The organism is Chimaeribacter californicus, from assembly GCF_002858675.1.
In the GTDB taxonomy this organism is placed as follows: Bacteria; Pseudomonadota; Gammaproteobacteria; order Enterobacterales; family Enterobacteriaceae; genus Chimaeribacter; species Chimaeribacter californicus.
Window position 1 is genome coordinate 171,838 of record NZ_PJZF01000003.1, and the last position, 25,355, is coordinate 197,192.

22 protein-coding genes and 1 tRNA gene are annotated in these 25,355 nt (G+C 59.5%); 15 read left to right on the plus strand and 8 right to left on the minus strand.

What is annotated here, in order from left to right; translation table 11 throughout:
* The first annotated feature begins 60 nt into the window (after window positions 1-60).
* Window positions 61-486, plus strand: a complete 426-nt coding sequence (locus CYR55_RS05775) for a nucleotide triphosphate diphosphatase NUDT15 (protein ID WP_101815201.1) — start codon at window positions 61-63, stop codon at window positions 484-486.
* A gap of 185 nt (window positions 487-671) precedes the next feature.
* Window positions 672-1,928 (plus strand): sugar efflux transporter, encoded by a 1,257-nt coding sequence (locus CYR55_RS05780; RefSeq protein ID WP_101815202.1) that lies wholly within the window; start codon window positions 672-674, stop codon window positions 1,926-1,928.
* Between the two features lie 5 nt (window positions 1,929-1,933).
* Here the strand turns inward: CYR55_RS05780 and CYR55_RS05785 are convergent, their stop codons facing one another.
* The gene (locus tag CYR55_RS05785) at window positions 1,934-2,188 is read right to left on the minus strand and encodes a YkgJ family cysteine cluster protein (RefSeq protein ID WP_101815302.1); all 255 of its coding nucleotides are present in this window, start codon (window positions 2,186-2,188) and stop codon (window positions 1,934-1,936) included.
* Between the two features lie 267 nt (window positions 2,189-2,455).
* Between CYR55_RS05785 and mtr the strand changes: the two genes are divergently transcribed.
* Together mtr and yeiP are read left to right on the plus strand one after the other, a co-directional pair.
* On the plus strand, window positions 2,456-3,694 hold the full coding sequence (gene mtr, locus CYR55_RS05790) for a tryptophan permease (RefSeq protein WP_101815203.1): 1,239 nt from the start codon (window positions 2,456-2,458) through the stop codon (window positions 3,692-3,694).
* A gap of 127 nt (window positions 3,695-3,821) precedes the next feature.
* Complete coding sequence (yeiP, locus tag CYR55_RS05795) at window positions 3,822-4,397, plus strand: elongation factor P-like protein YeiP (protein WP_101815204.1); 576 nt, start codon at window positions 3,822-3,824, stop codon at window positions 4,395-4,397.
* Window positions 4,398-4,453: 56 nt separating this feature from the next.
* On the opposite strand, the gene uxuA is transcribed toward yeiP, so the two are convergent.
* Window positions 4,454-5,650, minus strand: a complete 1,197-nt coding sequence (gene uxuA, locus CYR55_RS05800) for a mannonate dehydratase (RefSeq protein ID WP_101815205.1) — start codon at window positions 5,648-5,650, stop codon at window positions 4,454-4,456.
* A gap of 364 nt (window positions 5,651-6,014) precedes the next feature.
* On the opposite strand from uxuA, the gene CYR55_RS05805 reads away from it, so the two are divergent.
* Window positions 6,015-7,487 (plus strand): mannitol dehydrogenase family protein, encoded by a 1,473-nt coding sequence (locus CYR55_RS05805; protein ID WP_101815206.1) that lies wholly within the window; start codon window positions 6,015-6,017, stop codon window positions 7,485-7,487.
* Window positions 7,488-7,553: 66 nt separating this feature from the next.
* Here CYR55_RS05805 and CYR55_RS05810 read toward each other — a convergent pair whose 3' ends face one another.
* Complete coding sequence (locus tag CYR55_RS05810; RefSeq protein WP_241522089.1) at window positions 7,554-8,942, minus strand: aminotransferase-like domain-containing protein; 1,389 nt, start codon at window positions 8,940-8,942, stop codon at window positions 7,554-7,556.
* A 223-nt stretch (window positions 8,943-9,165) separates the two neighbouring features.
* On the opposite strand from CYR55_RS05810, the gene CYR55_RS05815 reads away from it, so the two are divergent.
* The 5 genes from CYR55_RS05815 to CYR55_RS05835 all read left to right on the plus strand — a co-directional run bounded on the left by CYR55_RS05815 (window position 9,166) and on the right by CYR55_RS05835 (window position 15,036).
* Window positions 9,166-10,215 (plus strand): hypothetical protein, encoded by a 1,050-nt coding sequence (locus tag CYR55_RS05815; RefSeq protein ID WP_101815208.1) that lies wholly within the window; start codon window positions 9,166-9,168, stop codon window positions 10,213-10,215.
* Window positions 10,216-10,522: 307 nt separating this feature from the next.
* Window positions 10,523-11,506: a CobW family GTP-binding protein gene (locus tag CYR55_RS05820; protein ID WP_101815209.1), complete on the plus strand. Its 984-nt coding sequence runs from the start codon at window positions 10,523-10,525 to the stop codon at window positions 11,504-11,506.
* A 63-nt stretch (window positions 11,507-11,569) separates the two neighbouring features.
* Window positions 11,570-12,277, plus strand: a complete 708-nt coding sequence (locus CYR55_RS05825) for a phosphatase PAP2 family protein (protein WP_101815210.1) — start codon at window positions 11,570-11,572, stop codon at window positions 12,275-12,277.
* Between the two features lie 429 nt (window positions 12,278-12,706).
* Window positions 12,707-13,282, plus strand: a complete 576-nt coding sequence (gene mepS, locus CYR55_RS05830; protein WP_101815211.1) for a bifunctional murein DD-endopeptidase/murein LD-carboxypeptidase — start codon at window positions 12,707-12,709, stop codon at window positions 13,280-13,282.
* Between the two features lie 206 nt (window positions 13,283-13,488).
* Window positions 13,489-15,036, plus strand: a complete 1,548-nt coding sequence (locus CYR55_RS05835) for a cyclic di-GMP phosphodiesterase (protein WP_241522098.1) — start codon at window positions 13,489-13,491, stop codon at window positions 15,034-15,036.
* Between the two features lie 36 nt (window positions 15,037-15,072).
* Here the strand turns inward: CYR55_RS05835 and CYR55_RS05840 are convergent, their stop codons facing one another.
* The 3 genes from CYR55_RS05840 to rsuA form a co-directional block, all read right to left on the minus strand.
* Entirely contained in the window at window positions 15,073-15,417 is a 345-nt protein-coding gene (locus tag CYR55_RS05840) for a YejG family protein (protein ID WP_101815303.1), read from the minus strand.
* A gap of 446 nt (window positions 15,418-15,863) precedes the next feature.
* Window positions 15,864-17,072, minus strand: a complete 1,209-nt coding sequence (locus CYR55_RS05845; protein ID WP_101815213.1) for a Bcr/CflA family multidrug efflux MFS transporter — start codon at window positions 17,070-17,072, stop codon at window positions 15,864-15,866.
* Window positions 17,073-17,128: 56 nt separating this feature from the next.
* Entirely contained in the window at window positions 17,129-17,833 is a 705-nt protein-coding gene (gene rsuA, locus CYR55_RS05850) for a 16S rRNA pseudouridine(516) synthase RsuA (protein WP_101815214.1), read from the minus strand.
* Window positions 17,834-18,084: 251 nt separating this feature from the next.
* Between rsuA and radD the strand changes: the two genes are divergently transcribed.
* Together radD and rplY are read left to right on the plus strand one after the other, a co-directional pair.
* Window positions 18,085-19,845, plus strand: a complete 1,761-nt coding sequence (gene radD, locus CYR55_RS05855; protein WP_101815215.1) for a DNA repair helicase RadD — start codon at window positions 18,085-18,087, stop codon at window positions 19,843-19,845.
* 170 nt (window positions 19,846-20,015) lie between these two features.
* Window positions 20,016-20,300: a 50S ribosomal protein L25 gene (rplY, locus tag CYR55_RS05860; protein WP_072933636.1), complete on the plus strand. Its 285-nt coding sequence runs from the start codon at window positions 20,016-20,018 to the stop codon at window positions 20,298-20,300.
* A 96-nt stretch (window positions 20,301-20,396) separates the two neighbouring features.
* Here rplY and yejK read toward each other — a convergent pair whose 3' ends face one another.
* Entirely contained in the window at window positions 20,397-21,407 is a 1,011-nt protein-coding gene (yejK, locus tag CYR55_RS05865; protein WP_101815216.1) for a nucleoid-associated protein YejK, read from the minus strand.
* 199 nt (window positions 21,408-21,606) lie between these two features.
* On the opposite strand from yejK, the gene CYR55_RS05870 reads away from it, so the two are divergent.
* From CYR55_RS05870 to CYR55_RS05880, 3 genes are all read left to right on the plus strand, one after another.
* Window positions 21,607-21,834, plus strand: coding sequence for a YejL family protein (locus tag CYR55_RS05870; RefSeq protein ID WP_101815217.1), 228 nt, complete (start codon window positions 21,607-21,609; stop codon window positions 21,832-21,834).
* Window positions 21,835-21,858: 24 nt separating this feature from the next.
* Window positions 21,859-23,640 carry an LPS biosynthesis-modulating metalloenzyme YejM gene (yejM, locus tag CYR55_RS05875; RefSeq protein WP_101815218.1) on the plus strand — a complete coding sequence of 594 codons (1,782 nt, stop codon included), beginning with the start codon at window positions 21,859-21,861 and terminating at the stop codon, window positions 23,638-23,640.
* Window positions 23,641-23,718: 78 nt separating this feature from the next.
* Window positions 23,719-23,795 (plus strand) — tRNA-Pro (locus CYR55_RS05880).
* Window positions 23,796-24,108: 313 nt separating this feature from the next.
* On the opposite strand, the gene CYR55_RS05885 is transcribed toward CYR55_RS05880, so the two are convergent.
* Entirely contained in the window at window positions 24,109-25,341 is a 1,233-nt protein-coding gene (locus CYR55_RS05885; protein WP_101815219.1) for a VasL domain-containing protein, read from the minus strand.
* Window positions 25,342-25,355: the final 14 nt, after the last annotated feature.

Below are 25,355 nucleotides of genomic sequence, written 5' to 3' on the forward strand. Positions count from 1 at the left end.
CGGCTGAAGTGCTTACAGGATACAAGGCCTTTTTGCTGAAAAAAGCTGACAGGAGAAATTATGCCGGTGGTAATGGGAGTGGGCGTGATTATTGTTAACGCCTCAGGGGAGGTGTTGGTTGGGAAACGTTGCGGCAGCCATGCGCCCTATTGGTCGATTCCCGGCGGCCATATGGAGCCGGGCGAAGGGTTTGCAGAGGCGGCGATCCGGGAAGTGGCGGAAGAAACCGGCCTTATACTGGCGGCCCCGCAGGTTTTCGGCCTCAGCAATAATCTGGAGACCTGGCAACAGGAGGGCAAACACACGGTGTCGGTGTGTTTGCTGGCGGCCCATCCGGGCGGCGAGGCAGAACGCAAAGAGCCGGAAAAATGCGCAGAGTGGCGCTGGTGCCGCCCGGACGCCCTGCCGCAGCCGCACTTTGAGGCGAGCCGCACCGCCATTGCGTTGTGGCAACGCGGGCAGTTCTGTTTACCGGCCACCTCTTAGCCCGTGAAAACGGCGCGGCTGCCCCAGCTGCCGCGCCAGCCGGCCGCCGATCACACTTTCACTTGTGTGCGGCGGCAAAGAAAAATCTGTTTACCTTTTCAGCAACTGAAACGTCTTTTTGTTTTTTTTAAACAGGCGTAAGATGCGCCGCGACTCTCCCTTTTCCTGTTCTGTTAGCGAATATTATGTCTGCTCCCATAGCCTCTGCCCGGCGCCTGCCTGATGTCACCTCGGCGGCCTTTTTACTGGTGGCGTTTCTGACCGGCATCGCCGGTGCGCTGCAAACCCCGACCCTGAGCCTGTTTCTCTCCACCGAAGTGCATGCGCGGCCGTTTATGGTCGGGCTGTTCTACACCGGCAGCGCGGTGATCGGTATTCTGGTCAGCCAGATGCTGGCCAGCCGTTCCGACAAGCGCGGCGACCGCCGCAACCTGATTTTTGTCTGCTGCCTGCTCGGCGCGCTGGCCTGCGTGCTGTTCGCCTATAACCGCAACTACCTGCTGTTGCTGCTGGTCGGGGTGCTGCTGTCGAGCTTTGGCTCTACCGCCAACCCGCAGATGTTTGCGCTGGCGCGCGAGCATGCCGAGAAGACCGGGCGCGAGGCGGTGATGTTCACCTCGATCCTGCGGGCGCAGGTGTCGCTGGCGTGGGTGGTCGGCCCGCCGCTGGCCTTTGCACTGGCGCTCGGCTTCGGCTTTCCCTTTATGTATATGGCGGCGGGCGTGGCCTTTTTGCTGTGCGGGCTGCTGGTGCGCTACTTCCTGCCGTCGATGCCGAAAGCGGAACTGAAAACCACCGATACCTTGCAGGCCCCGCACCGTAACCGCCGCGATACGCTGCTGCTGTTTGCCGCCTGCACCCTGATGTGGACGGCCAACGGCATGTACCTGATCAACATGCCGCTGTATCTGGTGCATGAGCTTAACCTGCCGGAGAAACTGGTGGGAGTGCTGATGGGCACCGCGGCCGGGCTGGAGATCCCTATCATGCTGGTGGCCGGGTATTACGCCCGGCGTTTCGGCAAACGCAGCATGATGCGCCTTGCGGTGGCGGCCGGGGTGCTGTTTTACTTCTGCCTGCTGTTTACCACCGGCGTGGTGCCGCTGCTGATGCTGCAACTGCTCAACGCGGTGTTCATCGGCATTCTGGCCGGGATCGGCATGCTCTATTTCCAGGATTTGATGCCGAATCAGGCTGGGGCGGCGACCACGCTGTTTACCAATTCCACCCGCGTCGGCTGGATTATTGCCGGCTCCTGCGCCGGGGTGGTGGCCGAGATGTGGAACTACCACGCTGTGTTCTACAGCGCGCTGGCGATGGTGGCCGGGGCGGTGTACTGCGTCTGGCGCATCCGCGATGTGCCGCCAAAAACCGCCGCAGACCCGTTGGCTGAGTTGCTGCCGATGGAAAAAGCGGACAACGGCGGCCTGCCGCTGCCGTAAGCTATTCAGGGTGCGGTGGCCGCTTCCAGCCGCGCCAGAAAGATCAGCGCATCATCGCGGTGGCTGTGGCACATCTCGCGGCTGGCCTGTAGCCCGCCGCACACTTTCGGCCGCAACGGCGAGCGGAACAGGCGGCAACGCAACTGCTCATCAAGCTGTACACAACGGGTGTTGGCCGGTTTGCCGTCAGGCATGCCGGGGATCGGGGAAGAAATAGAGGGTGCGATACAGCAGGCCCCGCAATCGGTACGGCATTCCATCATCATCTCACAGGGCAGAATCTCACAAGGCGCGACAATAACAGGCCGCGCGCCCCTTCTCCAGTGCTGTTTTGCCCGTTCCCCGGTACGGCACCGCCGCCTTCCCTTATGCACTTCACGTCATACCTGGCGAAATATCGCGCATTTTGACACGCTGTCAGGATAACCTTCCACTTTTGCACGCTGGGCTGGGGTAAACCCCGGTTTACTTCTTTCCGCCGCGCTTGTACTATTGCGCTAGTACAAAGATTCATTGCCGGAGTTATTATGTCGTCTGAGTTTGCCGTGCCCGCCACCCGCCCTTCCGCCTTTGGCGGGGCGATGATCATTGCCGGTACCGCTGTGGGTGCCGGGATGTTTTCTATTCCGGTGGTGACCTCCGGCGTCTGGTTCAGCGGTTCGGTGATGCTGCTGGCCTATACCTGGCTCTGTATGCTGCTTTCCGGCCTGCTGATCCTGGAAGTGGCGCTGAACTACCCGGCCGGGGCCAGTTTCCACACGCTGGTGCGGGATCTGCTGGGGCGGCGCTGGAGTTTGATTAACGGCCTGTCGATCGCGTTTGTGCTCTACATTCTCAACTACGCTTATATCTCCGCCGGGGGGTCGATCATCGCCCATACGCTGGGCGGCGGGCTGGGGCAGAAGAGTGCCGGGCTGGCGTTTGCCGTGGCGGTGGCGCTGGTGGTGTGGCTCTCAACGCGGGCGGTGGATCGCCTCAGCACGATATTGATCGGCGGTATGGTGATCAGTTTTGCGCTCTCCATCGGTAACCTGTTCACCCAGGTGCAACCGGCGCTGCTGTTCAACAGCGCCCAGCCGGGCAGTGATTATGCACCTTACGCGCTGGCGGCCCTGCCCTACCTGCTGACTTCCTTTGGCTACCACGGCAATGTGCCGGGGCTGGTGACTTACTATCACCACCAGCCGAAGCCGGTGGTACGCAGCCTGGTGGGCGGTACGCTGATTGCGCTGGCGATCTACCTGCTGTGGCAATATGTGGTGCAGGGCAACATCAGCCGTGACGCCTTCCGCACGGTGATTGCCGAGGGCGGTAACATCGGCAGCCTGATGAAGCAGATGGGCAGCGTCAGCGCCAGCCCGCTGATTACCACCCTGCTGAACGCCTTCTCCTACATGGCGCTGGCCAGCTCCTTTTTGGGCGTGGCGCTGGGGCTGTTTGACTACCTGGCGGATGTGTTCCGCCTCGGCAACGATCGTGGCGGCCGCGCCCGCAGCGCGCTGCTGACCTTTGCACCGCCGACGCTGGGCGCGCTGCTGTTCCCGGACGGTTTTTTGTACGCCATCGGCTTTGCCGGGCTGGCCGCCACGGTGTGGGCGGTGATTGTCCCGGCGTTACTGGCGCGCGCCAGCCGTCGCCGCCACGGCCGCGGCGGGTTCCGGGTGCCGGGCGGCCCGGCGGTATTGGGGTTCGTGCTGGCGTTCGGCGTGATCAACGCGGCGGCGCACCTGTTATCACTGGCCGATCTGCTGCCGGTTTACCACTGACAGGCAGGCGGTGCGGGGGGTTGACGCGTGCCGCCTCACTCTTTTTGCGCCGCCTGCTTGCCTGAAGCGCACGGCGCGGGTACCTTGTCGCCACTTCTTGATAATCCTCCCAGACAGGTCACTTTTTATGGCAAGAGCGAACGAAATCAAACGCGGCTTTGTAATCAACTACAACGGCAAACTGCTGCTGGTGAAAGACATTGATGTGCAAAGCCCCAGCGCCCGTGGTGCCAGCACCCTGTACAAAATGCGCTTTTCAGATGTGCGTACCGGTTTAAAGGTGGAAGAGCGCTTCAAAGGCGATGACATCCTGGACACCGTCACCCTGACGCGCCGCAGCGTTAACTTCTCCTACGTGGACGGCGACGAATACGTGTTCATGGATGACGAAGACTACACCCCGTACGTCTTTAAGAAAGACCAGATTGAAGATGAGCTGCTGTTTATCCCGGAAGGCGGCATGCCGGGGATGCAGGTGCTGACGCTGGACGGCCAGATCCTGGCGCTGGAACTGCCGCAGACGGTGGATCTGGAGATTGTGGAAACCGCACCGGGCATCAAAGGGGCTTCGGCCAGCGCCCGCAACAAACCGGCGACCATGACCACCGGGCTGGTGATCTCCGTGCCGGAATACCTGAGCAGTGGTGAGAAGATCACCATCCATATCGCGGAACGCCGCTATATGGGCCGTGCGGACAAATAATCCCGCCACGAAAAAGGCGCTCAGTGAGCGCCTTTTTTATCGTCCCAGCCCCGGTATCAGCGCCGCGGCAAGTCAGTAAACTGGGTGCACTTCAGCGCCAGCTCGACCCCGCGTAACTCCGCCAGCCCTTTCAGCCGCCCAATCGCCGAATAGCCGGGATTGGTTTTCTTGTGCAGGTCATCCAGCATCTGGTGCCCGTGATCGGGGCGCATCGGAATGGCGGACGGCCGCCCGGCGCGGTGGCGGCGCTGCTCTTCGCGCAGCAACGCCTGGATCACCGCTACCATGTCAACGTCGCCGTGCAGGTGTTCGCCCTCATGGAACGATTCCGGGTTCGCCTCGCGGCAGGTGGCGCGCAGGTGGATGAAGTGGATGCGGTCGGCGTAAGCGTCGATCATGCTGACCAGATCGTTGTCGGCGCGCACGCCGTAAGAACCGGTGCAGAAGGTAAAGCCATTGTTCGGGCTGTCCACCGTCTCTTTCAGCCACTGCATATCCTCCTGGGTGGAGATGATGCGCGGCAGGCCGAGGATCGGGCGCGGCGGATCGTCCGGGTGCACGGCCAGGTTGATGCCCACCTCTTCCGCCACCGGCACAATGGCGCGCAAAAATGCCGCCATGTTTTCACGCAGCGCGGCTTTGTCGATGCCTTCGTAGGTCGCCAGCCGGGCGCGGAACTGATCCAGCGTGTAGCCCTCTTCCGCCCCCGGCAAACCGGCGATGATATTCGCGGTGAGCTGCGCCACGTCGGCGTCACTCATCGCCCGGAAATAGGTTTCTGCCCGTGCGCGCGCCTCGTCGCTGTAATCCTGCTCCGCCCCCGGCCGCTTCAGAATATGCAGCTCAAACGCGGCGAAAGCATCCTGATCAAAACGCAGCGCTTTGGCACCGGTCGGTAATTCATACGCCAGATCGGTGCGCGTCCAGTCCAGCACCGGCATGAAGTTATAACAGACGGTGCGGATGCCGCAGGCCGCGAGGTTGCGCAGTGACTGCTGGTAGTTGGCGATATGGCGCGCCACGTTGCCGCTGCGGGTTTTGATCTCCTCATGCACCGGGATGCTCTCCACCACCGACCACACCAGCCCTTTCGCCTCAATGATCGCCTGCCGCACTTTGATCTCCTCCACCGGCCAGACCTCGCCGTTGGCGATATGGTGCAGGGCAGTCACCACCCCGGTCGCCCCGGCCTGACGCAGATCGTCCAGTGAGACCGGATCGGCCGGCCCATACCAACGCCATGTTTGTTCCATGCTTTATCCTTTTCATTTAGAAGGCAGCGCCGTGCAGGGAGAGGCAATTAGCACAAAGCTGTCATACCAGTAAATCAAGTTATCACTTATCTTACTACCATACACCGGCCCTTTGCCTTGTCAAAAGCCGCAGGGCAATGGGTTGATGCAGTTCACGAATCTCAGTTAATCTGCGGGGATGCGGTTTGAATTTGCCTGATGCGGCAGTACACTGCCGGAAGTCAGGGCTGTCCGGCGGAGCGGAAAATGCGCTAAAAGATGCCCGCCGCCAAAATTGGTCTGACCACTTTTTCCCGCTGTGGGTTTCCTCCGGCAGCGGGTCCGCCTTCCCGGCCGCTGCCGGCATTCTCAGTCAGGAGCATTCATGAAAACTATTGCCACCGCCCCGCTTCCGCACGCTGTCCAGCAACCGGCTTACGATCGCCGGCAGTTGCAGAGCCGCATTGTGCATATCGGCTTCGGGGCGTTTCACCGGGCGCATCAGGCGCTGGTCACCGACCGGTTACTGAACCAGGAAGGCGGAGACTGGGGGCTGTGTGAAATCAGCCTGCACGGCGGCGTAGAGATGATGCGCCGGTTGCGCGAGCAGGATCACCTCTACACCGTGCTGGAAAAAGGGGCGGAAGGCAATCAGGCTATCGTGATCGGCGCGGTGCACGAGTCAGTACACGGCAAAATTGAAGGCGTGCCGGCGGTGCTGGAAAAGCTGGCAGAGCCGCAGGTGGCGATCGTCACGCTGACCATCACGGAAAAGGGCTACTGCATTGAACCGGGCAGCGGCAAACTGGACCTCAACCACCCGGCGATTATTGACGACCTCGCCAACCCCACCGCCCCGACCTCCGTCCCGGCGATTCTGGTCGAGGCGCTGCGCCTGCGTCACGCCCGCAACCTGCCGCCGTTTACCGTGCTCTCCTGTGACAACATCCCCGATAACGGCCACGTGGTGAAAAATTCCCTGATCGGGCTGGCGCAGGCGCGCGATCCGGCACTGGCGCACTGGATTGCCGACCATGTGAGTTTCCCCAGCACCATGGTGGATCGCATCGTCCCGGCGGCCACGCCGGAGACGCTGGAGGAGATTGCCGACGCGCTGGGCGGCGTGCAGGATGAGTGCGCCATCGCCTGTGAGCCGTTCCTGCAATGGGTTGTCGAGGATAATTTCGTTGCGGGCCGCCCGGCCTGGGAGCGCGCCGGGGCGCAATTGGTGGACGACGTGCTGCCGTTTGAGCAGATGAAACTGCGGATGCTGAACGGCAGCCATTCGTTCCTGGCCTATCTCGGCTACCTGGCGGGTTACCAGCACATTAATGAATGCATGGAAGACCCGGCCTACCGCACCGCCGCCCACCGCCTGATGCTGGGCGAACAGGCACCGACCCTGACAGTGCGCGACACCGATCTGCCCGGCTACGCCGATCAATTAATTGCCCGCTACGCTAATCCGGCGCTGAAACATCGTACCTGGCAGATTGCGATGGACGGAAGCCAGAAACTGCCGCAGCGGATGCTGGACTCAGTGCGCTGGCATTTGGCCAACGGCAGTGATTTTGACCTGCTGGCGCTGGGTGTGGCGGGCTGGATGCGTTACGTCAGCGGTACGGACGATGCGGGCCAGCCGATTGAGGTGAAAGACCCGATGGCCGCTGTCCTGCAACAGGCTGTGGCGGCATCACCGGAGGATGAAGGCCGGGTGCAGGCGTTGTTGGGCATAAAAGCGATCTTTGGTGAAGACCTGCCGCAACAGGCGGCGTTTGTCACTGCCGTCACCCGCGCCTGGCTGAGCCTGCGCGACATCGGCGCACGTGAAACCGTGCAACGCTGGGTCAACCGTTAAGCTTTTCCGGCCCGGCATCTGCCGGGCCAACCGCGCATTTTCCCCGGCCCGGCGTTCGCCGGGCCGTCATGCCAGCAGCGCCGTGACCCGCTCGCTGACCACCGGATCATCACTGTGCGCAATATTAACGCGCATCACATCCTGCCCGCCGCCAAACAGGGTGCCCGGTGCCAGCGCAATCCCTTCCGAAAGTGCCTGTTCAGCCAGCGCCTCTGCCTTCACATGGGCAGGCAGGTGCGCCCATAAAAATAACCCCCCGGTATAGCGCACCGGAAACCGGCACCCTGCCGCCTGTAACCAGGCCGTGACCCGGGCGGAGGATTCAGCCAGCCGGCTGACCAGCCGCCGCTGGTGGCGATAGTAGCTGCCGTCCCGGAAGAACTGGCAGAGCGCCTGCTCGGTAAATTCGCAGGTCACGCTGCCGGTCAGGGATTTCAGCTGGGTGATGGCCTGCGTCAGCGCCGGGTTGGCGGCAATGTACCCCACCCGCATATTGGCGCTCAGCAGTTTGGAGAAGCCGGAGATATAGCTGGCATTCGCCAGTCCGGCCAGGGCGGCCATCGGCGGCGGTGCCCCGTCCATCAGATCATGATACAGATCGTCCTCAATCAGGTGGCAGCCATACCGGTTGAGCAGCGTAATCAGCGCGACCATCTCATCCAGCGAATAACTGTGGCCGGTGGGGTTGTGCATCAGCCCGGAGGTAATAAAGACCTTGGGCCGGTGGGCGATAAGCAGTGCTTCCAGGGCTTCCGGGGTAACTCCCTGATGGCCGCGCGGCACACACACCACGTTGGCCCGGTGCTGGCGCAGGTTGGCGGTGAAATTGAAGTAGCACAGGTCATCCAGCAATACGGTGTCGCCCGGCGTCACCAGCACCCGCAGCAGCAGATCGACGGCATTCATGGTGCTGCCGGTCAGGATAATGTTATCGGCCGGAACCCGCAGGCCCGCCTCGGCGAGCTTCAGCTGCAATGTCTGGCGCAGCGGCAGGTACCCCAGCGGGTGCCCATACTCCATAAAGCGCAGGCGGGGGGTACGCAGCGTGTGGCGCAGTGCCTTGCGGAACAGCCCGGTGTCGAGCCAGGTTTCCGGGAAAAAACCGCAGCCCGGCCGCAGCAAGGTGCTGTTGGTGGCGAATGCGCGCTTCAGCCGGGTGTGCAGATCCGCTGCCGCCTGCGTGACCGGGGCCACCGGGCCGCCCGGCACGCTGTCGCGGCTGATAAAGTAGCCGCGCCCCGCAATAGACGTCACCAGGCCGCGCGCGCGCAACCGCTCCAGCGCATCCACCACCGTGTATTTACTGACCGACAACTGCTCACAAAATTCACGCAGGGAGGGCAGACGGCTGCCCGGCCCCAGTGTCCCCTCTTCCACCGCCCGCGCGACAAACTCCACTAACTGGTTGACCTTGGGCATCCCTTCAACCAGCTGAAAACCCATTAAGCTCAGCATATTTTTCTTTTTCATCCTGATGCCACTGTACCGGTGTTTTTACCAGCCAGGCCGGGCGGGAAATCATCACGCCTTACCTGCCTCTGATGCCCATCATGCCTTATGTTAGCGCTCCTGACCTTAGCCAGGGCGTTGATTCGTGAAACTTTTAGGAAAAACTTCATTTTATTTCAGCAGCCCGCGCCGGGCCTTTCTGCCCCGCTCCCCAGGCTTACTGTTACGGATGCTGTCAGCCATTGTGCTGTTTGCGCTGCTTGGGCAGGCCAATGTCTGGCTGGATGCCACCAACAACATTGTCCTGGCGACAGGGTACCGGCTGTTACTGATCCTGACCCCCCTGACGCTGCTGCTGTTCGGCCCTTTTGCCCTGCGTGTCACGGTGTTTGCCGCCCTGGCCGGCATTGCCCTGCTGGCCGTACCGGCCGGGCCGGGCCTCCAGATGGTGGGCGTTATCCTGTTTGGCTATGGCGTGGCCGTGTTGGGTTCTATCGTCAAAAAAGATGCCGCCACCTCCCCGGCCGGGGCCGCCAATAACAAGATTATGCTGAATGTCGGCAGCCTGTGTGCCGGCGTAGTCTTGCTCTACCCCCACTGGCAACCGCTGCATTTCTACCTGCTGCTGGGCCTGTTACTGCTGCTGTGCCTGCCTGCGGCCTGGCGTTTTACCCCGTCACCGGCGCTGGCGCCCGCCGCCGCTCTGACGATGCCGGCCGGTAAGAACACCCTGTGGGTGCTGGCGGGGCTGATGAACGGGATCAAACTGTTCGCCGTGTTCTCCGTGCTGCCGCAGGCGATCCTGGCCCATCACAGCACACTGCCCGCCTGGTACGGTGGGATGATTATCCTGAACAGCGCGGTGGTTGCCCTGTTGCAGTTGCCGATCATGAAACTGATTGCGCGCAGCGGTAACAAGGCGTTGTGGGTCTCGCTGCTGCTTATCCTGTCCGGGTTGGTGATACTGGCGATGCCTGACGTTTTCCGGGTGTATACCTTTGCCGGCGCGCTGCTGTGGCTGACGCTGCTCTCCATCGCAGAGTGCGGGCTGAGTTATCTGGATTACTGCGCCGCCCAGGATAATGCCTTATTGGTTAAAGAGATCTCCGTGAGTGCCGGTGCCGGGTTAACTGTGTGTGTGATGCGTTATCTGCCGGCTCCCTATAATGCGGAGCTCCTGTCTGCTATTGCGATTGTGGCCCTGCTTACCTGGCTGTGGCTTTATCAGCGCCGCCATAAGGAACGTTTTAATGCCCTCAATAACCTTTATGAAAAATAAGACCGCATACCTGTTCCGGGATGTGATTTCGCTCTTTCGGCATTCCCTATGCCCCTGCCTGCGTGCTGTGTGTCTATAACCCCCTTCCAGTTACTTACCAAAATTTATGTTTAAAAATATCGGCAAAGAAGAGAAACTAGTGTCATAAAACAGGGCATTCGCCCTTAATTGTTATAGTGTTTTTAAAAAATTAATAATAAAGGTGAGCATTACCGGCGGGGTGTCTTTATTGTACACCCGCCTTGCTATGCCCCGTCGCGTAAGGCCTGTAGCGTCACAGGCCGGCCACCCACCAAAGGATGCGTTCATGACCTATGTCAATGTGATTACCGGCTTTCTGGGCAGCGGGAAAACCACCACCCTGCGCCATCTGCTGAGCCAAAAACCTGCGCATGAGAACTGGGCCATTCTGGTCAATGAGTTTGGCGAGGTAGGGATTGACGGCGCGCTGCTGGCTGACCAGGGCGCGGTGCTGAAAGAGATCCCCGGCGGCTGCATGTGTTGCGTGAACGGGTTGCCGATGCAAATTGGCCTGAATATGCTGCTGAAGCAAAAACCCGACCGGCTGCTGATTGAACCCACCGGGCTGGGGCACCCGAAGCAGATCCTCTCTCTGCTGACCTCTGACACCTATCAGCCGTGGCTGACCCTGCAAGCCACGCTGTGCGTGCTGGATGCGCGCCAGTTGGCTGAGACACGTTACACAGAAAATGAGAATTTCCGTGACCAGCTGGCGGCGGCGGATGTGATCATCGCCAACAAACAGGATACCTACCAACCCGCAGACCAACAGCGGCTGGCCGAGTGGGAAGCGGCGGCAGCGGCCGGGCGGCCGGTGGTGGCGGTGCAACAGGGCGAGGTGCCGCTCACCTGGCTCGCCCGCCCGCGGGAAAACCAGCGCGAATTGCCCGACGGCGCGCACCATCATGCGGCCGCTGCGGCACCGCGCGGGCTGGCCGCGCTGAGCCTGCCGGGCAACCAGCGCTGGCGGCGTGCCCTGAACCAGGGGCAGGGTTACACCAGCTGCGGCTGGATTTTCGATGATGAAACGGTTTTTGACACCATCCCGCTGCTGGAGTGGGTGCGGCTGGCACCGGTGGAACGCGTTAAAGGTGTGTTGCGCATCCCGGAGGGCACCTTGCAGGTTAACCGGCAGGGACAGGATCTGCACATTGAAACCCAGGCAGGGGCACCGGCCGACAGCCGGATTGAGGTGATTAACCCCGGTGAGACCGACTGGAACGCCCTTCAACGCGACTTGTTGAAGATCCGTTTAGTCACCAGCGCTTAACGTAGCTGCCAAATTGATTCCTTCTTTTTTTACTTCCGGATAAATAAACAGGTCATCACTGCTATGTGGCGCAAAAACTTACCGGCTATTCTGCTGCTGAATATGCTGGGCATGGTGTTATTTCTTTCTTATTACCTGCCCGCGCATCACGGGTTTTGGTTTTCGATCGATTCGTCGATCTTTTTCTACTTTAACCAGCATCTGGCGACCAGCCCGGCCTTTTTAAACGCCGTCGCGGTCACCAATAACCGCCTGTTCGATGGCTGCTCGCTGCTGGCAATGGGGCTGCTCTACCTCTCTTTCTACCTGAAACAGGATGCCGCCGGCCGCCGCCGCCTGGTCGTGACCGGGGTGGTAATGCTGCTGACCGCCGTGGTGCTGAACCAGCTTGGCCACCTGCTGCCGGTCAGCCATGTCAGCCCGTCCCTGTATTTCCCGCACGTTAACCGGGTCAGTGAGCTGACCGGCATTCCCACCAAAGATGCCTCGCGTGACAGCTTCCCCGGAGACCACGGCATGATGCTGATTATTTTTGCCTGCTTTATGTGGCGCTATTTCACAAAAACCGCCTTTGCATTGGCTTTGGCGATTGTGGTGGTCTTCTCACTACCGCGCCTGATGATTGGCGCGCACTGGTTCAGTGATATTGCCGTCGGCTCGCTTTCAGTGGTGCTGGTGGGGTTAAGCTGGTGGCTGCTGACCCCGGCCTGTGACCACCTGATTACGTGGCTTGACCGGCGTCTGCCGCACAAAGGCTCACGAGCCGCCTGAAACCTCAGGCAGAGCAAAGCGTTATACCTCCGGGGGCCTCAGGCCCCCGTTTTTATGGGTAGGTTGTGTCAGCCTGCCCCCTGCCGGACAATAAAATCACAGAACGGTGGCTTAAGGAGGCCTTTTCAGCAGAAAGCGGCTAAAAATAAAACAGTGAATTTTAATCGATTGCTTACATGACTTTACATCACAAATTCTTATCAGAATTACTTTAAAAGCACTCGCAATCTCTGGGGGGTTACGGTAATCTCGGATTCACTTTTGAGGTTATTCTGTTTTTTCATCTGAAATTAACTGAAATCTGTGCGTAAAGCCGCACTTTTCAATCAGGTGAATTGCTCAATACTTCGACGGTCAGTAGTCTCACTTCGTTTGGCATTTTTCTTATAGCGACGCCGTCGTTAAGGACATCAAGGGAAAACATTTATAATGGTCAAGTCTCAACCCTTACTGAGATATATCGTGCGGGCGATCCCCGCAGTGGCAATGGCCGTCATGCTTTCGGCCTGTAGTTCGATGAATTCCCAACATGCGCAGACTGAGACGCATGCAGTAAATGACCGTAATGGCCTCCTACTGCAAGCCTCTCAGGATGAGTTTGAAGAGATGGTCCGTAATGTTGACATTAAGTCAAAAATTATGGACCAGTATGCTGACTGGAAAGGTGTGCGTTACCGCTTAGGCGGCACCAGCAAACGCGGTATTGATTGTTCCGCTTTTGTGCAGATGACGTTCCGTGAACAGTTTGGCCTGGATCTGCCGCGATCAACCTATGAGCAGCAGGATATCGGCAGAGGGATCCAGAAAGGCAAACTGCGCCCGGGTGACCTGGTGCTGTTCCGCGCCGGCTCTACCGGCCGCCACGTGGGCATCTACCTCGGCAATGACGAGTTCGTGCATGCCTCCACCAGCAGTGGCGTGATGATCTCCAGCCTCAGTGATAACTACTGGAAAAAACGTTATCGTGAAGCCCGCCGCGTATTGAGCGGACAGTCCCACAGCTGACAACCCCTTCCCTTGTTGTTATGCCAGATGCTGTAATGCCAAACGAATAAAAAAGCGCCCTCCGGGGCGCTTTTTTATTTGCGGTCAATCACGTAACGCCCTGCCCCAGGAAAATAGCCGTCGTTGCCCGGTGGGGGTCAGTTATACTGTTACCATCTCTGGCGAACTGTAAAGGAAATGAAACTATGCGGCTAAAAACGGCATTAATGCATACCGTTTTGCCCAAGCGACGTTATTTACAACGCAGCATTCTTTTCGCCACACTTTTTTTTCTGTTATTTAACGCCATTACCTTATGGGTGATTTATCAGGCCAATGAACGCCGGCAGCAGAAACTTCTGGATAGTGTGGTGAGTTTTTCTGTGCGCTATTTGCGGGATCTGCAAAATAACATGGCGAACATGAACACCCTGACCCAGTTTCCCTGTTCGCTCGCCCAGGCCACCCTGACCCAGAATGCCGCCTTTACCCGCGGCGTGCGCACCTATCTGCTGGTGAAGGACGGGGTGGCCTACTGCTCCTCCGCCACCGGGGAAATGGAGAGGCCGGTCAACACCATCTACCCGGCCTTACGGCTCGACCGGCCCCAGGATATGGTGCTCCAGCAGGGCACCTACATGGTGCCGGAAAAACCGGCGATTGGTGTCTGGCTGGCGGTGCCGTCACAGCCGCGCACCGGGGTGCTGGCCACGCTGGACATTAACTTTGGGGCTTACCTGCTCTTTACCCAGGTGCAAGGCCGGGAAGTGACCGGCGGCCTGGCGCTGATTATCGGCCCGCATGCGCTGACGACCCGCCGTGATGTGGTGCAACCCGCCGCTGCCCTGCCGGTGGCTGACTCGCGCATCGTCCGGGTGCCCCGCTCGCCCATCGACCTGCGGCTTTACGGGGCCAGCCTCGGGATGGACGACGTGCAGCTGACTTTACTGGCGGGCCTGCTGCTGGCTTGCCTGGTGGGCACCCTGAGCTATTACCTGATGCGGGTGCGCAACAGTGCTGACCACGAAATGCTGGAGGGGATGCGGCGGCGGCAATTCCATATGGAGTACCAGCCGGTGATTGATACCCGGTCGCAGCAGGTTGCCGGGGTAGAAGCGCTGATGCGCTGGCGGCATCCGCGTGAAGGCAATATTCCGCCGGATGTGTTTATCAGCTATGCCGAAGCCCAGGGGCTGATTGTGCTGCTGACCCGCCACCTGTTCGGGCTTATCGCACAGGATGCGCTGCAGTTACGGGAGGTACTGCCCGTCGGGGCGAAGCTGGCGGTTAACCTCTCACCCAGCCACCTGACCGATCCGGAATTTGAACATGACGTTCAGCAGTTTATCGGCCAATTACCACCGGGGCATTTCAACGTGGTGTTTGAGATAACCGAGCGCGGCATGGTGGAGACGGAAGATGCCCTGGAGAAGTTTGACTGGCTGCGCCAACAGGGCATTGAGATTGCCATTGATGATTTCGGCACCGGCCACAGCGCCTTAATCTACCTGGAAAAATTCCGGCTCGACTTCCTGAAGATTGACCGGGGGTTTGTCACGACCATTGGCCGCCAGACCGTCACCGCACCGGTGCTGGACACGGTGCTGAACCTGACGCGCGAACTGCGGCTGAAAACCGTGGCAGAAGGGGTCGAAACCCCGCAACAGGCGCACTACCTGCGTGAGCATGGTGTCACCTATCTGCAAGGGTATCTCTACAGCCGCCCATTAACCCCGGCTGGGCTGAAGGAGTTTGTCACGCGTTATCACCCCTGAGGCCGGCGGCAACAGGAGCTGGAAAGCAGGTGGGCATCAGAAGGGATACAGCGCTTTGAGTGAATCGGCAATCGCCGCGCCGACATTTTTTAAACGGCATAACGTTGCCCCTTCGTGGCACCCTTCCACAAACAGGCACGGCTCCCCTTCCCACTCCAGCACCGAGGAGTCAACCTGGATCTCAGCCAGCGTCAGGCGCAGTTTTTCCATGATCTGCCAGGCGCTGTCGCCGTCATGGCTCAGCAGCCGCAGCCCAATCAGATTGGTTTCATCGGCCATCACCGTGAGCGGGAGTGGCTCGACTTTGACGCCGGTCAAACCTGATGACCAGCGGTAGTGTTGTGGCAAACGGTGTACCACCGAAAGTTGGATGTTATTCACGTTCGAACCCCAGAGAAACATGTTATCACCCGGTACAGCGCAGTAGACGCCTGCCTGCCCCCGGAGCTTGTTGGCCACTATTCACATTCCGGGTGAAGCGCGCCATGCGCTGTCATTGGTCTGGTGCTGCTCAGGCTGCGTACGGCATTGCCCCTGAGTCATGAGAGCCAGATCTCATTTTGGCTTATTTGTAACCCTTTACCCGCTGTATCTCAACCATTTTTGTGCAATTTGATTACTTTTTACCCCTTATATTTTTACAAAAATGAAACAAAAGGCATGAAGATAAACGGTTACGACCTGTAACTAACTGATTAATAAAGTGAACTTAGAAGGCTTAAAAATGAAGGGGAAATCCGCCGAAAAACGGAAAAAAATGGGGTTACGCCGGGAGTAAAACGGTTACACCGAAAAAAACCGGGGCGGAACCCCGGTATCTGATGGACTCAGGCAGCCGGTTGCAGGCTGCTTTTCACCGGCCGGCTGGCATAGAGGTAAAGCAGCATCGCGGCGGTAATGCAGAACGCCATTGAGGCCACCATCGGCCAGGCGCTGTGCGCCGGCAGGGTGGAAAGCACCGTGCCCACCAGCGCGCCGATGCCGAAGCGCAGCGTACCGGCTAATGAGGCTGCCGTGCCCGCCATGTGCGGGAAATCATCCATGATCACCGCCATCGCATTGGAAGTGACCATGGCGATGCAGCCGACATAGCCCGCCACGCCGGCCACCAGCGCCCAGAAGCCGAACCCCAGCGCCGTAGAGGCCAACAGCCACAGCCCCATCACAAACTGGATGGTCAGGCCAAGGCGGAACATTTTCATGGAGCCGGTACGGCGGACGTTGCGGCTGTTGAACACCGTCAGCACCACCATCACCACTACGTTCAGGGCGAAATAAAACCCGAAGTGCTGGGTGGAGACCCCGTTCAGATCGATGTAGACAAACGGCCCGCAGCTCAGGAACGAGAACATGCCGCCAAACGAGAAGCCGCTCGCCAGCATGTAGCTGAATACCCGTTTATGGCGGAACAGCGAGGCAAAGTTACCGGCCGTGGTACGCAGGTGGAACTTTTGCCGCCGCGCTTTCGGCAAGGTTTCCCGGATAAACAGCATGACCAGCACCGCTGCCACCAGCGCCGCGCCGGCCATGCTCCAGAAGATGGCGTGCCAGCTGAACAACACCATCAGTCCGCCGCCCATCATCGGGGCCAGCAGCGGGGCCACGGTCATCACCAGCACCACAAAGGACATCATGCGCGAGAACTCATCCTTGGTGAACATGTCACGCATCAGGGCGTTGATCACCACGCTGGCCGCGGCGGCTGACAAGCCGTGCAGAAAGCGCATATGCACCAGCTGGTCAACCGACTGCGCCATAGCGCAGGCTGCGCCCGCCAGCGCAAACACCAGGGTACCGCCGAGGATCACCGGCTTGCGGCCCAGGCTGTCGGCCATCGGGCCGTAGAACATCTGGCCGATGGCGAAGCCCAGCACGTAGGCGCTCAGCGTCATCTGCACGCTGCCGCCGGAGACGCCGAACTCCCTGGCAATTACCGGCATACTCGGCAGGTACATGTCGATCGCCAGCGGCATCAACATGGATAACAATCCCAGAATGAACACCAGCCCGGTATGGGATGTGCGTGTTTCTTGCACGTTTACAGCTCCTGTCATGAAAAAAGCGCCTGCCGGCGGCAGGCGTAAGGTGAGGATCAGCGCGGTACAGCTACGCTGGCAATCTCTTCGTCGGTCAGCGGGCGGTAATCACCCGGGGCCAGAGAGTCATCCAGGGCGATGGCGCCGATGCGCTCACGGTGCAGCGCCACTACGCGGTTACCGACAGCAGCAAACATCCGCTTCACCTGGTGGTAACGCCCTTCACGGATGGTCAGGCGTACCAGCGTCGGCTCGAGCTGTTCCAGCTGGGCCGGCAGGGTCAGATCTTTCTCATTGTGCAGTTGCACCCCGTCCAGGAACTGCTGCGGCGTCTCCGTTGAGAGCGGCTGTTCCAGGGTGACCAGGTAGGTTTTCTCACAATGGTGCTTCGGCGAGGTGATGCGGTGCGACCACTGGCCGTCATCGGTCATCAGCACCAGCCCGGTGGTGTCGATGTCCAGACGCCCTGCCGCGTGGAGCTTATAGGCCACCGGTTCTTCCAGGAAATAGAGCACCGTCGGGTGATCCGGGTCATCGGTGGAGCAGACATAGCCCTGCGGCTTGTTCAGCATGAAGTAACGTGGGCCGTTCTGCTGCTCCAGTACATTGCCGTCGAACTTCACCACGTTCTCCGGGGTCAGTTTCAGCGAACCGCTTTTGACGATCTCATCGTCTACGGTTACACGCTTGTTGCGCAGCTCACGCAGAACCAGCGCCCGGCTGACGCCCAGTTGCTGAGATAAAAACTTGTCCAGTCGCATTAAATCTTTTTAGCCTTTTGAGGAGTGCCGCCGCCCGCCTGCACCCATCGGGCAGGCGCGTGCGCCGTGATACAGAGTGGCCTTTTCCGCCGGAGGGGCGTAAAGGCGATATGAACCCGCCAGTATAGCCGGGCTTGGCGTCCTGTCATAGAGACCGGCGGCGCTTATCTGCCCGGCAGGGTCGCCATGCGGCCTTGGCTTTGGCATACTGGGGGGGTTATGCCCCCCTCTTTGTTGCAGGAATCCCAGCCATGTCATTTACCCTTCGCCCTTACCAGCGCGAGGCCGTTGAGGCCACCCTGAGTTACTTCCGCCGGCACCGTGAACCGGCGGTAATTGTGCTGCCTACCGGGGCAGGAAAAAGCCTGGTGATCGCCGAGCTGGCGCGGCTGGCGCGCGGCCGGGTATTGGTGCTGGCGCACGTCAAAGAGCTGGTGGCGCAGAACCATGCCAAGTACCGCGCCTACGGCCTGGAGGCGGATATTTTCGCCGCCGGCCTGCAACAGAAAGAGAGCAGCGGCAAAGTGGTGTTCGGCAGTGTGCAGTCGGTGGCGCGGAACCTGCCGCTGTTCGACGGTGCCTTTTCCCTGTTGATCATCGATGAGTGCCACCGCATCGGGGATGATGATGAGAGCCAGTACCAGCAGATTATCCAGCACCTGCGGCGCGCCAACCCCAACCTGCGGCTGCTGGGGCTGACTGCCACCCCCTACCGGCTCGGCAAGGGCTGGATTTACCGCTACCACTACCACGGCATCACGCGCGGCGATGAGAACAGCCAGTTCCGCGACTGTATCTACGAGCTGCCGCTGCGCTATATGATCAAACACGGCTTTCTGGTGCCGCCGGAGCGGCTCGACATGCCGGTGGTGCATTACGATTTCAGCCGCCTTGAGGCCAACAGCAACGGCCTGTTCAACGAGGCGGAGCTGAACCGCGAACTGAAACAGCAGCAGCGCATTACCCCGCACATCATCAGCCAGATCATCGAATACGCCGCCGACCGGCGCGGCGTGATGATTTTTGCCGCCACCGTGGAGCACGCCGGTGAGATCCACGGCCTGCTGCCCAAAGGCGAGGCGGCCCTGGTCAGTGCGCAGACCCCGCCCGCCGAACGTGACCGGCTGATTGAGGCGTTCAAACAGCAGGAACTGCGTTATCTGGTGAATGTGGCAGTGCTCACCACCGGCTTTGACGCCCCGCACGTTGACTTGATCGCCATCCTGCGGCCCACGGAGTCGGTCAGCCTCTACCAGCAGATTGTCGGCCGCGGCCTGCGCCTCTACCCCGGCAAAACGGATTGTTTAATCCTGGATTACGCCGGTAACCCGCACGACCTCTTTACGCCGGAAGTGGGCAGCAGCAAACCCGCCGGGGACAACCAGCCGGTGCAGGTCTTCTGCCCGGCCTGCGGCTTCGCCAACCTCTTCTGGGGCAAAGCCCTGCCGGACGGCACGGTGATTGAGCATTTCGGCCGCCGCTGCCAGGGCTGGCTGGAGGATGATGAAGGCCACCGTGAACAGTGTGATTTTCGCTTCCGTGCCAAGAGCTGCCCGCACTGCGGCGCAGAGAATGACATCGCCGCCAGGCGCTGCCACCAGTGCAATGAAGTGCTGGTCGACCCGGATGACATGCTGAAAGCCGCGCTGAAGCTGAAAGATGCGCTGGTGCTGCGCTGTGGCGACATGGCGCTGGAGAGCGGCCGCGACAACAAAGGCGAGTGGCTGAATGTGACCTACTACGATGAGGACGGTGCCAGCGCCGGCGAGCGTTTCCGCCTCACCACCCCGGCGCAGCGGATGGCCTTTCAGCAGCTGTTTATCCGGCCGCACCAGCGTGCGCCGGGGGTGCCGTTCACCTGGCAAACCGCTGCCGATGTGCTGGCACAGCAGGCGTTGTTCCGTCACCCCGATTTCGTGGTGGCGCGCCAGCGCGGGCACTACTGGCAGATCCGTGAAAAAGTGTTCGACTATCAGGGGCGCTACCGGCGCGCCAATGAATTACGCGGCTGACGCCCTTTTATCAACAATACGCCCCGGCGGCCGGGTTTTCATTGCCGCGCCGGGCCAAATCCGTTAAAATGCCGCCCGCTTTGTTTCCGATAACCGGACGTAAAGCTGAAATATCCAACCTGTTGCTGGGTCGCCTGTAGCAGGGTTAATTTTCTTAAAGAGAAAAAACAATGTTCACTATCAATGTAGAAACTCGTAAAGAGCAGGGTAAGGGTGCGAGCCGCCGCCTGCGTGCAGCTAACAAATTCCCGGCAATCGTATACGGCGGTACTGAAGCACCGATCGCTATCGAGCTGGACCATGATTCCGTGAAGAACATGGAAGTGAAAGCTGAATTTTATAGCGACATCGTTACTCTGGTTATCGACGGTAAAGAGACCAAAGTAAAAGTTCAGGCTGTACAGCGTCACCCGTTCAAGCCGAAACTGGCTCACATCGACTTCGTTCGCGCGTAAGCCGACCGAGTGATGGCCCTGGGACGCTGGGGCAACCGCCAATAAAAAACGCCGCAATTGCGGCGTTTTTTATTGCCCGGATGTCACCGGGCGGGCTTATTTTTCGCCGTTGCTCAACCGGCGCTGCAACTGATCACGCAGGTTCGGCGGCGTGCCCTTGATGGTCAGGGTGTCGGTGGCCGGATCCCAGAAAATACGCTCCCCCATCAGCAAGGCATCAAAATTGATGCTCAGGCCGCCGCCGCTGCCGGCAAACTTGGTGAGCTGGCGCAGGGTGCTGCGATCGGCCGGGAAACTCTCCTCCAGCTGATAGCCTTCGTCACTGGAAAACTGTTTGAAATCACGCTCACCCACCGGCGGCAACGCCTGCGCCAGTTCTGTCAGGGCGATCTCCTCACCGGCCTGCAACTGCTCATTGCAGTAGCTGTATACCTGCTGGCGGTAAGCCTGGCGCTCGTTCTTGTCCAGTTGCCCTTCTGCGCAGTAGTCATCTACCGCCTGCAACAGGCCGCGGTTCTGCGCTTTGGTGTCCAGCCCTTCAGCCGCGCCCAGGAAATCCATAAAGAAATCGGAGACCTTACGCCCTACCCGCCCTTTCAGGAACGTCAGGTAACGGGTCGATTCCGGGTTGGTTTCCCATTCGGTCAGGTCGATGCGCGCCACAATATCCGCGTGGTTGATGTCCAGATAATGGGTGCTGCTGATGTCCAGCTGTTCATTCACCCGCATACTCGGGCAATTGCTCAGCACTGAAATCAGTAAATATTCCACCGCCAGATAGCGGTACTGGCAGAACAACACCACGCCGCCCTCGGCAAACGGGTATTTGGCCAGTTCGTCCCGCAGGCGGCCGGTAGCTGCGCGGGTAAAGGCCAGGAACGTCTCATCGCCCTTGCGGCAACCGCGCAGGGCGTCTGCCAGCTCGCTTTCTGCATTAAACAGGCCATACGCCTTGCTCTTGGCGCTGTAGACGCGGTGCAGTTCCGCCATCATCTCATCTACGGCGGCGTTGGTGGTCAGCAGGGAGTCGCGCAGTACCACCTCAAGTGTCTGCTCGTCCCGTTTGATCAACTGGTGTAAGGCGATCTGGCCGATATCCAGACTCATGTGCGTTCTCCTGTCTTGATTGGGGCAACCCCCGTGCGGCGCGTATTCAAACACTGAAGGCGGCCGGCTGCAACTTAAAAGCGGCAACCTGAGAAGGGCTTCCCGGCTTTGGCGGCTTAATGTTATAAAAGTGGGGAAAGTCACGCGCCTATACGTTAAGATATTGGACTTTGTCAGGCCGAGAAGCACAGTAAACTATATGCCACAATCATCCCGTTACAGCGACGAACACGTCGAACAACTGCTTGCCGAGCTGGTAAGCGTTCTTGAGAAACACCGCGCCCCGACCGATCTTTCCCTGATGGTGCTGGGCAATATGGTGACCAACCTGCTGAATACCAGCGTGGCGCCCGCACAGCGCAAACACCTGGCGCGTTCTTTTGCTGACGCGTTACAGGCCTCGGTCCGCGAAGATAAAGCCCATTAAGCTTACAGCCGCCCCGACCCCTGTATGGTGAAGAATAGCCAGCGCTATCGCGAAAAAGTCTCCCAGATGATCAGTTGGGGGCACTGGTTCGCGCTGTTCAATATCCTGCTCTGTCTGGGGCTGGGCAGCCGCTACCTGTTTGTTTCTGACTGGCCCGCCTCGCTGACCGGCCGGGTGTACGCCTTTGCCAGCCTGCTGGGCCACTTCAGCTTTATCGGTTTCTCCGCTTACCTGCTGATCATTTTCCCGCTCACCTTTGTGGTGATGTCCCAGCGGTTGCTGAGGTTTATCTCGGCAGCGCTGGCGACCGCCGGGCTGACGCTGTTGCTGGTGGACAGCGAGGTGTTCACCCGTTTCCACCTGCACCTTAACCCGGTGGTCTGGGAGCTGGTGGTCAACCCGGAACAGGGAGAGCTGGCCCGTGACTGGCAGCTGATGTTCATCAGTGTGCCGGTGATTTTCCTGGTGGAGATGCTGTTCGGCACCTGGGCCTGGCAAAAACTGCGCAGCCTCAACCGGCGCAGTTTCGGCAAGCCGCTGGCGGCGCTGTTTATTGCCAGCTTCTTCAGCTCACACCTGCTTTACATCTGGGCAGACGCCAACTTCTACCGGCCGATCACCATGCAGCGCGCTAACCTGCCGCTCTCCTACCCGATGACGGCCCGTAAGTTTCTTGAGAAGCATGGCCTGCTGGATGCGCAGGCGTACCAGCGCCGGGTTGCTGAACAGGGCAAACCGGAAGCGCTGGCGGTGGAATACCCACTGAATGAGATAAGCTTCCGTGACAGCGGCAGCGGCTACAATCTGTTAATGATTGTGGTAGACAGCTTCCGGGCAGAGGCGCTGGCCCAGACCATGCCGGACGTTGATCGCTTTGCCCAGGAGAACGCCCGCTTTACCCAGCACTACAGTGCGGGCAGCCGCAGTGACACCGGCCTGTTTGGCCTGTTTTACGGGATTTCGCCGACCTATATGGACGGGATTCTGTCAGCGCGTAAACCCAGCGCGCTGATTAATGCGCTGAGCAGCCAGGGTTACCAGTTTGGGTTATTCTCCTCGGACGGCTTCAACAGCGTGCTCTACCGGCAAGCGCTGCTGGCAGACTTTTCCCTGCCTCCGGCGTTAAAACAGAGCGACAGCCAGACGCGCCAGCAATGGCAGCAATGGCTTGAGAGCCGCACCGGCCAGACGCCGTGGTTCTCTTATCTCAGCTTTAACGGTGTTGGCCAGGCATTGAACGGCACGCACCCGGATAAACCGCTGAGCGGCCCTGCCCTCGCCCTGCAGTACCGCAAAGCGGCGCTGCAGACCGACCAGCAGATTGCTGCCGTGCTGGAGAGCCTGCGTACGCGTGGGGAACTTGATAAAACCGTGGTGGTAATCACCGGCAGCCATGGCGTTGCCTTTAATGACAAGGGCCGGCTGAGCAACGGTTACAGCCGCCAGCAGCTGCAGGTGCCGCTGATTGTGCACTGGCCGGGTACGCCGGCGCAGAGCATCAGTAAGCTCACCAGCCATGAGGATGTGATGGCCACGTTGATGCAGCGCCTGTTACATGTGCAAACGGCTGTGGCTGACTACTCACAAGGTGAGGATCTGTTTGCCGCCCGCCGACGCCACGCCTGGGTGACCACCGGTGGCAGCGGGAACCTGCTGGTAACCACCCCTACCCAGACACTGCTGCTGGAAGCCGGGGGGGACTACCGGGTCTATGACGTTGACGGCCGTGAGATCAAAAATCAGAAGCCGCAGCTGGCCCTGCTGTTACAAGTGTTGACGGATGAAAAGCGCTTTATTGCCGACTAACTGCTTAAAACTAAAGCAGTCATTGGGCTGACCTCTTGCATTCGAAACGGGAAACGGTAGTATAGTGACCCATAGCGTCGGCATGTAGCGCAGCCTGGTAGCGCACCGTCATGGGGTGTCGGGGGTCGGAGGTTCGAATCCTCTCATGCCGACCAACAATCTCTTCTGACAGTACCGGTTACTGACGGAAACCCCACAAAAACCCGCATCCTCACTGAGTTTGCGGGTTTTTTGTTGCCCGGCATTTACCGGTATGCCACTGTTTTAGCTTGATGGTTTGGGACTACATATGGGACTACGTGCGCACAGGCCCTTCGTGCCCTAGCCACATCATGGCACATTTCCATCATCGTATATTCCCATCATCGCGTAGCCCCAACCTGCAATAACAGGCGGATAAAAAGGCGCTGTATGCCACGCGCCTTTTTCGCCAACACTTTCCCTTGGATTCCGGCATTCCCGATACGCTCACGGCAAGTGACCTGATGATTCTGCCTGCTGTTTTATCAGCATATAGCGATTAAGCAGTTGATGCAGATGCCTGTCAGTTTGTGACACCAGAGCCGCCGGCAACGGTTCACCGGGCGGTGTCTGCCCCAGGACATACAACTGCGCCTCCGCCGGCACAGAACGCTCAAAATTCTGAGTAATCGCAAACACCATCGACTTCAGCTCTGAACCGGTCAGGTACTTTCCTTTGCGCTCATCTAACGCATTCAGCTGCGCGGTCAATGCCCGTAACCCCTCCATTCCCTGATGCCAGGCCGGGAGCGCCTCCGGCGGTAACGCATTTGCCGTGATGTGCTGCTGCCACTGCGCATTAAGCACCTCAGATTCCGGCGGCTGAGCCTGCGCGGCCAATGCAAAACCATAATGTTGTAACCATAATGGTGACTGGCGGCTGAGTTCCGTCAGGGCGTGTTCACTGGCCGCCACCGGCAACAGGGTCAGGCGGGGATGCAGGTATTGCCAGCCCCATAGCCCCGCTCCACCAAGAACCAACGTCGTCAGCACGCCCGCCACAAACCCTTTCCACGCCCGGTAAGGTTTAACCGGAGCAGCGGCTTTCTCGGGAAGGCGTACCATTACCGGCCGGGCAACCGAGAGACGCGGTGCCGCTACGCCGGCAATGTGGGCCTGAGGGGGTAACGGCATCACAGCCTCATCCTGATGGATCGCCTCCTTTTCCAGCCGGATTGCCGCGTTATGCATAAAAACCAGCAGCGCCTCCATCTGGCTTACCTTTTGCAATGCCAGGCGCTGGCACTGTACCTGCATTGCCCGGAGATGCTGCTGTGCCTGATAAAGCAGCGGCAACGCGGTGTACGTCAGATTCAGTGTACGCACTACCGCCTGTAATCGCTGGCTGAGCCCGGACAACAGCGTTATACGGACTTCCACCGGCTGCGGCCATAACACCGCCCAGTGATGAGTAATCAATGGCTCCAGTATCGCCAGCCCCTCATTCAGGCCCTCTATCCCGGCCAGATGCGCACGCGCCAGCGTATACCAGCAGGCCGTCTGCAACTCCACTCCGTTCTGCCGGAACAGCGACAGGCTAAGGGATTCAACACGGTTCCAGTCCACATCCGGACGCGCCGGATGGGTCAATTTATTCAATTCTTCACGCAGCGTGCCAAAATCTGCCAGTGCCCGCGGGTCGCCGCCGGTTTTTAGTCTGCACTCACTGTTATCTTTCATAACATTCCCTTCCC